The organism is Vallitalea sediminicola (genome assembly GCF_054408565.1).
Genome location: NZ_BTPT01000089.1, coordinates 1 through 12,962 on the forward strand (window position 1 = coordinate 1; position 12,962 = coordinate 12,962).

Annotated in this window: 11 protein-coding genes; 8 read left to right on the plus strand and 3 right to left on the minus strand. The window is 31.2% G+C overall.

Going from position 1 to position 12,962, the window contains the following annotated elements:
* The first annotated feature begins 308 nt into the window (after positions 1-308).
* Positions 309-1,928, plus strand: coding sequence for a hypothetical protein (locus ACX6CF_RS25000; protein WP_458788106.1), 1,620 nt, complete (start codon positions 309-311; stop codon positions 1,926-1,928).
* Positions 1,929-2,036: 108 nt separating this feature from the next.
* Here ACX6CF_RS25000 and ACX6CF_RS25005 read toward each other — a convergent pair whose 3' ends face one another.
* Together ACX6CF_RS25005 and ACX6CF_RS25010 are read right to left on the minus strand one after the other, a co-directional pair.
* The gene (locus ACX6CF_RS25005; RefSeq protein WP_458788107.1) at positions 2,037-3,632 is read right to left on the minus strand and encodes a response regulator transcription factor; all 1,596 of its coding nucleotides are present in this window, start codon (positions 3,630-3,632) and stop codon (positions 2,037-2,039) included.
* A complete protein-coding gene (locus tag ACX6CF_RS25010; RefSeq protein WP_458788108.1) occupies positions 3,610-5,433 on the minus strand; it encodes a sensor histidine kinase in 1,824 nt (607 codons plus the stop codon). The genes ACX6CF_RS25005 and ACX6CF_RS25010 overlap by 23 nt, the downstream gene beginning before the upstream one ends.
* Before the next feature lie 260 nt (positions 5,434-5,693).
* Between ACX6CF_RS25010 and ACX6CF_RS25015 the strand changes: the two genes are divergently transcribed.
* The 4 genes from ACX6CF_RS25015 to ACX6CF_RS25030 all read left to right on the plus strand — a co-directional run bounded on the left by ACX6CF_RS25015 (position 5,694) and on the right by ACX6CF_RS25030 (position 11,294).
* Positions 5,694-6,992: an ABC transporter substrate-binding protein gene (locus tag ACX6CF_RS25015; protein WP_458788109.1), complete on the plus strand. Its 1,299-nt coding sequence runs from the start codon at positions 5,694-5,696 to the stop codon at positions 6,990-6,992.
* Between the two features lie 187 nt (positions 6,993-7,179).
* Positions 7,180-8,064 carry a carbohydrate ABC transporter permease gene (locus ACX6CF_RS25020; RefSeq protein WP_458788110.1) on the plus strand — a complete coding sequence of 295 codons (885 nt, stop codon included), beginning with the start codon at positions 7,180-7,182 and terminating at the stop codon, positions 8,062-8,064.
* 14 nt (positions 8,065-8,078) lie between these two features.
* Positions 8,079-8,915, plus strand: coding sequence for a carbohydrate ABC transporter permease (locus ACX6CF_RS25025; RefSeq protein ID WP_458788111.1), 837 nt, complete (start codon positions 8,079-8,081; stop codon positions 8,913-8,915).
* Positions 8,916-8,936: 21 nt separating this feature from the next.
* Positions 8,937-11,294: a discoidin domain-containing protein gene (locus ACX6CF_RS25030; RefSeq protein ID WP_458788112.1), complete on the plus strand. Its 2,358-nt coding sequence runs from the start codon at positions 8,937-8,939 to the stop codon at positions 11,292-11,294.
* Positions 11,295-11,371: 77 nt separating this feature from the next.
* Here the strand turns inward: ACX6CF_RS25030 and ACX6CF_RS25035 are convergent, their stop codons facing one another.
* Entirely contained in the window at positions 11,372-11,797 is a 426-nt protein-coding gene (locus ACX6CF_RS25035; RefSeq protein ID WP_458788113.1) for a hypothetical protein, read from the minus strand.
* A gap of 185 nt (positions 11,798-11,982) precedes the next feature.
* Between ACX6CF_RS25035 and ACX6CF_RS25040 the strand changes: the two genes are divergently transcribed.
* From ACX6CF_RS25040 to ACX6CF_RS25050, 3 genes are read left to right on the plus strand one after another with little or no spacing between them, the layout of a single operon-like run.
* Positions 11,983-12,396 carry a hypothetical protein gene (locus ACX6CF_RS25040; RefSeq protein ID WP_458788114.1) on the plus strand — a complete coding sequence of 138 codons (414 nt, stop codon included), beginning with the start codon at positions 11,983-11,985 and terminating at the stop codon, positions 12,394-12,396.
* Positions 12,380-12,598: a hypothetical protein gene (locus tag ACX6CF_RS25045; protein WP_458788115.1), complete on the plus strand. Its 219-nt coding sequence runs from the start codon at positions 12,380-12,382 to the stop codon at positions 12,596-12,598. The genes ACX6CF_RS25040 and ACX6CF_RS25045 overlap by 17 nt, the downstream gene beginning before the upstream one ends.
* Positions 12,599-12,654: 56 nt before the next feature.
* Complete coding sequence (locus ACX6CF_RS25050) at positions 12,655-12,909, plus strand: hypothetical protein (protein ID WP_458788116.1); 255 nt, start codon at positions 12,655-12,657, stop codon at positions 12,907-12,909.
* Positions 12,910-12,962 lie beyond the last annotated feature (53 nt).

Below are 12,962 nucleotides of genomic sequence, written 5' to 3' on the forward strand. Positions count from 1 at the left end.
CTTTCAGGCTTTTTTTAATACAAAATTTATAGTCAGTAAATTAATATTATATAGTATTTAACTTAAATGGATATATTTTTAGAATATTCTATACTAACAAATTATATATATGATATAATAAATAAGATAAATAATTACTTTGGCTAAAACAAATCATATTCTCAAGTATAATAAACATCATTAGAAAACAATACCTTTCTCTAGAATCTACTAAAATAAATTCCATATTTTTTATAACTACATATTATTTACTAATTACAATAGGGACTCCATGTACAAATAAATTTATTTTGAGAGGAGAGAAAAGTATGAGAAAACATATTAGTATCCTTGGAGTGATAATAATATTTATGACGGTATGTGTAGGCTGTCAAAACAACCAATCAGTTACTGAAACTTCACAAGAAATTGAGTATTCCCTGGAGAAATTTGATAGAGACGAAATATGCAATAGACGCTTAAGTATGTATTATGGTGTTTACGATAAGGTTGGAATAGGTATTTCCAAATCTTTGTATACTGAAGAATTAGCTGAGGAAATAGAAAAAACACTAAATGAAGATATAAAAGTTATAAAAGACAAATTTCTTGAACTTTCCAGTGAGGGAATTGAAGTCTATATAATTGATACCCCCTTAGTTAATAAAGATTATTCTGTTTACACAGGTGGTAATAGAATTTATTGTACAGTTGATGATATAAGAAACAAAACTTATCAAACATCTTTAGTCAGAGCATCATATAATCTAACAGAACCTGCATTGATTCATGGATTAACAGAGTATATTTTTGGTGAAACAACAGACACCGATAAATTATGTAGTTATTATAATGAAATAGACGACATATCCATACTTGGTTTATCTGGTTCTAGGTTCTATGAACTTTGGAATAGTGAAGATGAAATCAAAATGGTAGTGGATACAGCAGCAGCTCTTGTGTCTTATATAGACCAATCTTATAGCAAAGAAGTTATAATGACTAGATTTTATGATACAAGTATAAAAACAGAGTGGTTAAAATCTATAGGTGTAAACAAATCATATGAGAATAAAAATGAAATTAAGCAAGGGTATTACACTTATTCTAGTAATAAGGAATATCCTTTGATTATTAAGTCGCCAGAAGTAACTTATTATATGGTACCTGTTGAGTACTTGAAAAATGCATCAGACATTGAGTTGTTTCTATGCAAAGATAAGAAAGGAAGGGAATGTATCTATCAATACTTGGAAGAGAATGTACCTACTTACTTAAAAGATATTAACATAGATAAAGATTTGGAATATCTTTTTACTCAGAGTAAAGATGAATTTTCACGAGTTTTATCAAATGGTAAAATAATTTTGACTATTTCCCCATTCCATCTTCATGAATATGCACATACCATTGCTTTAACATCATTTTTTCATGCTACGAAACAATGGATGCGAGAAGGTATAGCAGAATATCTTAGATACATTATTTATCCTAATGACTATGAGATGGAATTAATGATTTCTGATAAGGATGAATTGAATTTAATAGAATCACCTGATCTAAAAGAGATGTGGAAAGATATTTGGAAATATTATAAGATGTATGGAGGGAATAATAAATTAGATATTGAAAATAGAAAACTATATGTAGATGCTCTTGCTTATGGTTCTTCTAATAGTGAAATAGTTTTTGAACGTAGTAGTTTTAGACCTATATCCCAGATATATAATATTGCTGACGAGGTAGCTTCACTTGGAAATGAACTTAATTATAAGCAAGCTTGTTCCTTTACTTCTTATTTAATTGAAGAATATTCTCTTAAAAGTTATTTTGACTGTTATTACATTGATGATAATACAGATAAAAGTTTTATGGAAGCATTCGGTGTGTCATATGAGGAAGCTAAAAATGATTGGCTTGCTTACTTAGAACGGAATCCTAACGATTAGACCAATATAAATAAAAGTTTTAACAGGAGATAGTTAAATTAATATTAAATAATAAAAATATCCTAATGGTTGATTGCCGTTAGGATATTTTCATATGTAAAATCATTTTTAAACCTTTTTCAAAAGGTCAGTAGGTGAAACACCATAGTATTTCTTGAATACTTTGCTAAAATAATAAGGGTTTTCATAACCAGTTGATGAAGCGATCTTTCCTACACTAGTACTAGGTTCCAGCTTAATGATTTTCATGGCTTCTTCCATTCTTATATCAATAATATATTGGGTGATAGTTTTATGTATACTTTTTTTAAATAACGAGCTAAGATACACAGGGTGTATGTATAGACTTGTAGCTATATTTTCAAGGGAAAGCCCAGATTCATCATAGTGTTGTTGGATATAGTTTTGTGCTTTTATGATTACATTATTTAACTTTGGTGGAGCTATATCTTTTGTATATTTGCAGATAGTTTCAAAGAAATGTATGATGTATTGCTTAATTCCATATAGAGAATTATAATCTAACAATAAGTGTAGAGGATTATAATTATTACCGAACACTTGAGATATAGAATAACCCAAGGAAGAAAGATAAGTTATTCCAATTGTCACAAGTTCAGAAGATATTATTCTTAAGTCGGGCATAGTTACTTGTCCTCTACTGTGATTTTCATAAATTTCATGGATTATTGATATTAATTTTTCTGGATTGTTATATTTGATACATAGGGATATTTGTTCTTTATATTGAGGTGTTAAGGCTACATAAGGCTTATTGACTGGCTGATTAGAGTTATAATCCAGTACAGTATTAGAACTTAAGTAGGTTTTAGATTGTAATATATGATAAGATTCTTCATAAGCTTTAGAAATCAAGTTCATTGGATATAATCGACTACAGCCTATGGTGATAGTTTGATTAGTATTAATATGTATATATTCAACAAGTTTACATAGGTCTTCTAGTATAAGACTACGATTTTCAGGTAATATGTCCACAACCAATGTGAGGTTATGTAATTCATCTATGAATGAATCATAAATATAATTTTTAAGATAAGTGAGACAAGCATCTTCTAGGGTATGCTGTAATATGTCATGATTATTAGAAGTATTACTATTAAAGTCGTCATCTTTCTCAATAACTGCAGTTAGAAGATGAGAACTAGTAATATCTACATTAAAAAGAGCTGATTCTACATCTATATCAGACCATGGTTCATTTATGCAATTTATTACCATTTTTCTTAGTAATTGATTTTTAAGTAAGGGCATTGTTTCATCTAATTTTTCATGCAAAACGTTAAGTTCCAATTCTTCTGCTCTTTCCTCTTCAATTATGGCTATTATTTTTCTAAGAATATCAAGTAATTCTTCTTTATTAATAGGTTTTAGAAGATAGAAGTGGGCTCCGTTGGACATAGCTCTACAAGCATAATCAAATTTTCTGTGACCACTTACGATAACTGTCTTAATAGAACTTTTCTGAGCATGTAGATGCTCAAGAAAAGTAAGTCCATCCATGGTAGGCATATCCACATCTAAAAAAATCACATCGGGTTTATTAAGAATTATGCCATCTAGAGCTTCTAACCCATTACTGAATTCTCCTACAATGTTACAATCAAAGGATTTCCAATCTAGGATTTTACGTAAATATGCGCATTGAGCATAATCGTCATCAACTAATAAAACTTTTATCATTATAAGACTCCTCTCCAATAGGTAGTAATATGGTGATGCGCATCCCTTTATCTATTTCTGTGTCCCATTTAAGGATATAAGTATCAGAGTAATGAAAACGTAGCATAGCATCAATGCTGTGTAATCCAAAATGACCTAGGTTATGACAACTGTCACTAAAAAGGCTTTTTATGAACTCAGGATCATTACCTTTGCCATTATCACTCACACATAGTTCAATATATTGAGTAAGGCGTTTACCGGATATACACAAAACTAGGTCATGTTCTTTCATTCCACAAAAACCGTGTTTAAAAGCATTTTCCACCAAAGGTTGTAATAAGAACTTTGGTATGTGTGTAGAGAGAATGCTATCATCAAAATCTGTGAAGAATGTTAGTGAATCTCCATAAGAGATTTGTTGGATACCTACATAACTCTTGATGAGTTTTATTTCTTCCTCAATTTTAACGAGCGTATTTTCGGTATCAAGTGATAATTTATAAAATTGTCCTAAGCATTGAGTCATATGTAAAGCTTTTTGATAATCATCTAAACACATCAATCCGCAAATAGTATTTAAGGAATTGTATAGAAAATGGGGTTTAATTTGACTATGGATAAGACATATTTCATATTTTCGTTTCATGCGTTGTTCTTCTTTTACTTGATCAATAAGTGTTCTAATTCTAGACATCATACTATTGTAGCTTTCCGATAATACTCTGGTCTCATCTTTATATATCTTTTCATCAACACGAAGATTAAGGTTACCACAGGTACCAGTTTTCTTCATGAGGCATGCCAAGTGTAGAAAAGGTGCAATAATGCGCTTGGATAAAAACAGAGAGATTATACTAGTAATTGTGAAGATAATAATACTGATAATGAAAATATAGGTATTAATTTTACGGCTTGAGGGTAGGATTTCTCGTAATGGAACACTACCTATGAGTCGCCAATTATTTTTTGTCACATAAGTGACTACTAGGTGTTTAATACCATTGATAGTAATGATATCTCCACCTTCATTTATGTTTTTGCACCATGTATAGTATTTTTGATCGGATATGTTGCTAATCAACAGCTTGGAATTACTAGAAGCCATAACATGTCCTTGAGGATTTAGCATAAAAAATTCACCAGTTTTACCTAGGTCATGTGATAGTATTGATGAAATAGCTGATTCGTTAATATTAATGGCGATAATACCATCAATATATCCTGTATCCATATTCATGATAGATTCATATAAGGTAAATATATAAGTAGATCTAGAGGTTACTTTGAAAGGACTTTTATGTACATCGGTCCATATATAGTGTTCTTTTTCATCAAGTAGACGATTGGAAATGGAAGCATTAGTTATATGATTGCTCTGCATATCTGATGTATTTCCACCTATATCGTAGATGAATCCGTCTTTAAGGTTAAGTATGATAATAGAATTAATGATATCATCTCGTGCAATTAGGTTGGAGAAGGTACCCTTAAGGCTGTTAATATTATTAAGATGTTGAAGGTGATTAGAACTAGAAATATCATCGTTAATAATGCTTTGCATTTGTTGAGATGTAATAATCATATGAGCATAGTTTTCAATACTTGTGGTTAGTAGATTAATGTTATTGGATATGAGTTGTAATTTATGAATGCTTGATGTAGTGGTTTGCTTTATCATGGTTTTCGAGTAAATTCGGCTAAAGATGATTGAGATAATGATTATAGATATGAGAACCATAATAGTGATAAGTAAATTAATTTTTATTTTAATACTGGATGTGATCTTTCTGGATAATTTCTTGAAAATATGAAAGTACATAAGCGATTCTCCTTTAAATACATAGGTTAATCAGATTGTTTATAATACTATTATATTAAAAATATATATTAATACAAGATGATTTTTCAAAAAACCTTAAAATTTTTCAAAAAACCTTAAATTTTTACATTCTTATATATGATTAATGATTGTATAATATATTTAAGAGCATGCATTTAACTAAAGGATATGAATAAATGATGAATATTCTAGAAAATTCATGCTTTGAGTAAGATAATATATTATGGGAGGTAGTTTAGATGAAAAGAAAATGTTTAATTAGTACACTTTTAATTCTAGTTATGTTATGTACAGGATGTGCAAGTAAAGACAATAAAGAAACAGTTGGAAACGGATCAACACCAGAGAAAGTCGAAAACAACGTAGAGCTTAGTTTTTGGAATATAGTTGATGATCCTAATAATGCTATGTCTTTGAGATTTGAAGAATCCATAAAACAAGTAGAAGAGGAATTAGGTATTACCATTAAATATGAAGCTATTAACGGTCAAACCTATCATACCAAATTAAAAGTGGCACTTGCAGGTAATCAATTACCGGACATATTTATTGTTCATCCAGGTAATGCCCGTGATCCATTTATAACTGCTGAAGCAGTATCGTCACTCAATGATACATTAGATAACACAGAAATTGGGAAAAAATTCTATGAAGGATATTTACAAGCTGATGAAGAAGGGGATATCTATTCTGTACCATTTAGAGCAGATATGGCTGAAGTCATGTTTTATAATAAGAAAATTTTTAATGAAGTAGGTATTGATGTTCCTAAGAATTGGGAGGAATTCAAAAATGCGGTGATAGCTATTCGTGAAAAAGGTTATGCACCTATTGGATTGGGTAACAAGGATCGTTGGATGGGAGATCTACTCTATAATACTATGGTGCTTAGGGAAGATCCAAAAGCATTCGAAAAAGCTATAAAAGGTGAGATAGACTTTACAGATAAAGCATTTCTTGATGGAGCTAAGAAAGTACAGGAATTAGTTAAATTGGATGCTTTTCAAAAAGGGTATATGGGTGCTATTGAACCAGAAGTAGTAGAGATGTTTGAATCAGATAAGATAGCTATGTATTTTATTGGAACATGGGCTTTTGATGATTTGATTGGTCGTTTAGGTGACAATTTAGGTTATGCACCATTCCCTGCAATCGGAGCGGATTCACAAGCGTCTGAGAGTATCTGTGGAACAAGAAATGTAAAGCCATGGGGATTTATGGTATCTTCAAAATCTAAACACGTTGATTTAGCCAAAGAAGCTCTACTTAAGTTTGTAGATATCAATAATGAATTAACAGTAAAACAAGGTGGAATCCCTTACATGGAAACATCTGTATTATCTGAGAAAGAGATTAATCCAGAGTTTGCGAAGTACATAGAAGATATTAAGAACGTAAAGTTTATTCAGACTTACTGGGCTGATTTTTTACCAAAAGACAAAGGGGAACCTTATCGTGATCTGAATCAAAAACTTTTTTCAGGGGATTTAGATCCTCAAAAATATGTAGAAGAGCAACAAAAAATTATAAGTGAGTAAGTAATACACTACACATAGTCAATTATATAAAAGGATTCATTAATGGTGTTCATATAAATGTTCGGCATTTCATTTTAGTTCAAACATTTGCCGTTAGTGTCTGGAGTAGATTTCTGAATTTTATAATTTTCTTATATCATAAGATTAAAAGCTTGTTCATGGTTTTTATTACGTTAGGAGAATATATATGGAAAAGATTTTTAGCAATAAACGATATATTTATATTTTTATAATGCCAGCATTTATAGTATTTGCTGTCACATTTTTAATTCCAATTGTACAAACACTTTATTCAAGTTTCTTTAGGTGGGATGGCATTACTGAGATGAAATTTATTGGTATAGATAATTATGTAAATGCTTTAACCAAAGATGATATATTTTGGTCATCTGTTTTCAATACATTTTTAATGGTGGCTTTATCATTGGTTATTCAATTACCATTATCTTTCTTCTTTGCGTATATATTAAATACTAAGGTAAAAGGTGCTACGAAATTTAGAAAAATCTACTTCATACCTTGTGTATTATCTACCACTATTATCAGTCTTATGTGGACAAAAATTTATGAACCCAATACAGGGCTTCTTAATGATCTACTAAGGGTAATAGGGCTTGAAGGATTACAAAGAGAGTGGTTATCTGACCCTGATTTAGCACTTATTAGTGTATTTATTACTATCACATGGCAATTTATAGGTTATCATATGCTGATTATGTATGCTGGGTTGAAAAATATACCCAAGACCTATTATGAAGCAGCTGAGATCGATGGAGCTGGTAATCTAAGAATGATATGGAATATTACATTGCCTCTTATGTCCAACGTGCTGAAAGTAGATATAGTACTTGCTGTAATTGGATCCTTGAAAGTGTTTGACAATGTTTATATTATGACAGGTGGTGGTCCATACAATTCCAGTATTACATTGGCTATATGGATGTATAAGAAGGCTTTTTCTATGATGCATTATGGTTATGGTAGTACTCTAGCCATTTTATTAATTATTGAATGTTTGGTGGTAACATTCATCATTAACAAGCTAATGGGAAAAGAAACTATTCAGTATTAGAGGAGGGGATGTAAATGAAAGAAAAAAAATCTAAAAGAAAACAATACATAAAATACACTGTACTTATTATATTTTCCATTATTCAGATATTCCCTCTAATATGGACATTACTCTTTTCGTTTAAAAGCAATAAAGATATTGTCTTGAATGGGGCATTAAGTCTACCCAAAAAATGGATGTTTAGTAACTATTATGACGCATGGATTAAAGGACATATACAAGATTATTTTTTAAATAGTGTTGTTGTTACTACTATTACTCTAATTGTGGTACTAGTTCTTGGATCAATGGCAGCTTATGGTTTAACAAGAATGAATTGGCGATTATCTAAATTGGTTATGGTACTCATATTGTCAGGAATTATGATTCCTATACAAGCTATATTAATTCCTGAGTTTTATATTATGAGTCGATTGCAGTTGACTAGAACTTATCTAGCTGTAATTATACCTTATATAGGTACAGGTTTACCACTATGTATCTATATTGTATCAGGCTTTTTGAAGAGTATTCCCAAAGAAGTTGAAGAAGCAGCGTTTATTGATGGGTGTGGTATCTTTAGGAGTTTCTTTCTGATTGTGACTAATTTAATTAAACCGGCATTAGCGACAGTTGGGGTATTTACATTCTTAAATGCATGGAATGAATTTATCATGGCGTCAACATTTATATATAACGATTCTTTAAAAACATTACCACTAGGATTAATGTCTTTTCAAGGGACACATGCAGTGGATTGGGGTCCAATGGGAGCTGCGATGGTTATAGCAAGTGTACCAACATTATTATTTTATTTGAAGTTTAGTAATATGATTGAACATAGTTTTAGTGCTGGAGAGATATTAAAATAAATAAAAAAGAGGAGGATATATATGAAATTATGTAAATATAACAAACAAGTGAGTTTTGTACTAGCAATGGTTATTACAATTGCCATTACTTTGTCTACCAATACTACAGTTTATGCCAGTAATATGGTAGGTGATATGGATATGTCTGGAGATCTTAATTTTGATTGTGACAGTATAGTAGATACTTCTGCTATCCAACCTCGCTGGTTAAGTTATCCGGGTACACGATTTACGATGAATGCAACACCATATAGTAATAGCTATATGGCTAACGATCTTCCACTATGCATAGGTGGATTCGTAGGTACATCAGGTACAAAACTTAAGAATATTTGTAGAGTACAATTAGCTTCAGTAGGTGGAAGTGGACAGGAGGCTACAACTGTTGCAACAACTTGGTATCCACATAAAATAGCTTATTCAGCAAGTTATAATCAGCTTACAGGAACAACTCTTAACGGATATGATTTTTTTGTTGATAATGAGGATACAATCATGAGAGTTATTGAAGTGAACGGAAACAGTAATAAGGATATTATCATGAGCGGTTTTGTCAATGGAAATAGAGCAAATTGGTTAGCTGAAGATGGACTTATTCATGTTGTGGCCAATAACTATGATTATGTATTGAAGATAGTAGGTATCGATGACGAAGGTAATGCTGTAGTTCTTAATGAACAGCCTTCAATAAATAATTCACAATGGAGTGTTCGTATAAATGCTGGCACAGGCATTAAGAAATATGCTATGGTATTTGGTTTTGTAGCTCGTGGAGCAGGTACAACTGCAGATGCTGTCAGCAGAGTAAGTGAAACTCTTACTCAATCTGTTACACAAACGTTGATTGATACAAAATCATATTATAATACATTGCTTAGAAAAGTACCTAAGCCAACAGTGTGGGGTATTAAGGATGTAGCAACAGATGGTATAACAACAGAACAGCATAAATTAAAATATTATGAAGCATGGACTTTTGTACTTGCTAACTATGTAAAGAACATATCAGAGGATAACTATGATTATCCCCAAGTATTATGTGGAAAACCTTCTTTATGGGACGGAGGTAACAGTGCTTGTCCAGGAACATGCGCTTGGGAATCTTTCCTTGGATACCAATTTTTAGCTTATATGCTACCTGATGAAGCATGGAAAGCTTATGAAGGACTAATGTCTCATGTGGATGGTAGTGGAGAACTACCAGGAGAATGCCTACCGTCGAGAAAGGCGCAAACTGCTTGGTATCTTTATTCTATGGACAATGATTATACTAAATTAGAAAATGTCTATCCTGCTATAAAACGTTATCTTAAATGGAGAGAACAAAACCCAAGATGGATATGGGAGTGGTGTAATTTAGATGGTGAAAAGGATATGGAATTCATTGTATCATGGCTAAGAGATGTGGATTATGCAATTATGATCTGTGATGTACTTGGTTTAACAGAGGATAAAATAATGTGGGAAAATAAGCAGAAAGCTATGATAACTAATTTTAGAAAATGGTTCGTATCACCATCTAAAATTTATCAATACTATTTTACCAAGAATAATTCTCATTACTATTCTTATCGTAAAGAAGACTTACCACATATGATTTGTACAGCACTTGATGTGCGAGGATTATCAGATGATCTAGTACAAAGGTTTAAAGATTATTATCTTGGTTATCATAATGCTAACGCTCCTATGTGTGGTTTTAATAAGCAAAAACACCCAGACTCGGATTTTGTTTTCTACGGTCTGCTAGAGAATGGAATGTATCAACAATTTAAGGAATATGTTAACATTAATCTAAGAGAATGTGTGAAAGCCGACTCATTTGCAGAGCGTATGATTGTTAAAAATAACTCTTGTGAAATAGAAGGAGTTATGCCATCGTTATTTACTGCATGTACTGTTATTACTTCTACATTTTTAAATAATAGAATGAGAGTAGACTCAGGTACACCGACAGAGATTATCATACCAAGTAATCCAGCACAAGATACCAACTTAGCTCTTAACAAAGTAGTTACCTGTACATCAGTAGAAAATAATACTTCCCATACAGCTAATTTAGCAGTAGATGGTACAAGATCAACAAGATGGGCTAGTAAGTACAGTGATCCCCAATGGATTCAGGTAGATTTGGGACAAGAATATGAAATAAATAAAGTGATTATTAATTGGGAAGTAGCTTACGGTAAGAGCTATAAGATTCAAGTATCTAGTAATGGTAGTGATTTTACCGATGTATATACCACTAATGATAGCAATGGAGGAATTGATACGATTACTTTTAGCCCTGTTAGAGGTAGGTACGTCAGGATGTATGGTATGAGGAGGGCTACCGAATGGGGGTATTCGGTATTTGAATTTGAAGTGTATGGTAAATAGATATAGAATTATAATGTTAAAGTAGCAAACAGAAAATATCCTAATGGTAGATTACCGTTAGGATATTTTCATATATATCAATAGGTTTCCAATGAAAAATCATTATCTATCAAAATTTCTTCAAGGGTTTTAATAATATCATGATCAATTTTATAATACTGATCTATGGCAATAGTTGTTTTTTTACTATTACTCATGTCACTAGAGTAAAAATACATACTATACTTTTTATTAGAACCGTCATATAAATCCATACGTAAATTATATAGGACTTTATCAACATCCAGGGTAAATATTAATAAAGAATATTTTCCCAATGATTTCTTGAGTTTGATAAAGTCATTATTGTTAAGTGTCAGAGGATCTTGACTTTTCTCGGATTCATTAACGATTACTATTTTATCAATATTAGAGTAATTAATGTATTTAATAGGCTTTATCAAATAAATTATTATAATGATAAAGAGTATAAATATAAGTATATAATTGCTTTTTTTAAACATGTATATTCTCCTAGTTACAATTCTTATTTTAGAACTATTTTAAAATATCATAGATTTAGTATTGACATAATATGAATTAATTAGTTATACAATTTTAAAAAAGGTGATTTAGAGCAGGATTATTTTTTGGTGGTGTCACTTCACCTATCAAAGGTATATATGATACAATAGAAGGTATCTACTCCGTGTTCACTCACCCAGAACAATTAGGGTTTTTTATAACATTTGTAGTAAGCCTTCCTTTTTCATCAAAAAATAGAGAACTTATGAAACTCATGATTAAGCAGACTTATGATGAATGGAAAGCTGAATATGATAATGCTGATGCTGGTGATAAAGGATTTATGATTGGTCAGTTAATCGGTGAAGCCATTACCTTTGCTGTAGAAGCAGGTGGATTTGTAAAAGGAATTAAGGGCTTAACTCAATTTGTTAAAAATGGTGGATTTAGAAAGGCAGTTAAACAAGTTGTTAAAATGGGCAGCAGTGTTAAGAAACTGTTAAAGATGAAACCTGCCGAGTTTATAAAATCCGTCAAGAAAATATTTAAAAGAAAAGACCATTATGAAGTGCTATTGAATAATGATGAATTCTTATGATGATTTAACTGTTATGCAGAAAAGTAAATTTGATGGCTTGGTTGATTCTCATATGCAAAATGATGTAGTGCCTGATAGGGTTTATGGTGAAGATGGAATTGGGATTGTAAGTGGTGAGGGGACGGTAAGACTTACTAATTCGCAAATAGATAATTATTTAGCGAAATCATTAAATAATGCTGATAGTATAAATTTGTATTAGGAGTTACAGGTTCATATGATGAAGTTGCAGAAAGTATGGGATACACTTACTTTAAGATGAGTGATGGCGTTTGGGATGACCTTGTCAAATCTGCAGGTAATGATTACGATGAAATATGGAAGGTAAATGAAGCCTTTATTGATAGTCAGATTAGTGCTGGTAAAGAAATATTGCTCTCAAATAATCCTATGGCAGGTTACTATTTGGATAATGGTGCACCTAGATTTTTTCAAAGGGAAATAGACTATTTAACAAGTAATAGATACAGCTTTACACAAATCGGTGAGAATTTATGGAAGGCAACAAAGTAAATAGTAGATGTGTGCAGTTTCACTCTTCTATTTCAAGGAGCCAGCTATACAAA

What these genes read in the sequence shown, in the direction of transcription:
- ACX6CF_RS25000 (WP_458788106.1), top strand. Translation starts at nt 309, where the DNA reads ATGAGAAAACATATTAGTATCCTTGGAGTGATAATAATATTTATGACG.
- ACX6CF_RS25005 (WP_458788107.1), bottom strand. Translation starts at nt 3,632, where the DNA reads ATGATAAAAGTTTTATTAGTTGATGACGATTATGCTCAATGCGCATAT.
- ACX6CF_RS25010 (WP_458788108.1), bottom strand. Translation starts at nt 5,433, where the DNA reads ATGTACTTTCATATTTTCAAGAAATTATCCAGAAAGATCACATCCAGT.
- ACX6CF_RS25015 (WP_458788109.1), top strand. Translation starts at nt 5,694, where the DNA reads ATGAAAAGAAAATGTTTAATTAGTACACTTTTAATTCTAGTTATGTTA.
- ACX6CF_RS25020 (WP_458788110.1), top strand. Translation starts at nt 7,180, where the DNA reads ATGGAAAAGATTTTTAGCAATAAACGATATATTTATATTTTTATAATG.
- ACX6CF_RS25025 (WP_458788111.1), top strand. Translation starts at nt 8,079, where the DNA reads ATGAAAGAAAAAAAATCTAAAAGAAAACAATACATAAAATACACTGTA.
- ACX6CF_RS25030 (WP_458788112.1), top strand. Translation starts at nt 8,937, where the DNA reads ATGAAATTATGTAAATATAACAAACAAGTGAGTTTTGTACTAGCAATG.
- ACX6CF_RS25035 (WP_458788113.1), bottom strand. Translation starts at nt 11,797, where the DNA reads ATGTTTAAAAAAAGCAATTATATACTTATATTTATACTCTTTATCATT.
- ACX6CF_RS25045 (WP_458788115.1), top strand. Translation starts at nt 12,380, where the DNA reads ATGATGAATTCTTATGATGATTTAACTGTTATGCAGAAAAGTAAATTT.
- ACX6CF_RS25050 (WP_458788116.1), top strand. Translation starts at nt 12,655, where the DNA reads ATGAGTGATGGCGTTTGGGATGACCTTGTCAAATCTGCAGGTAATGAT.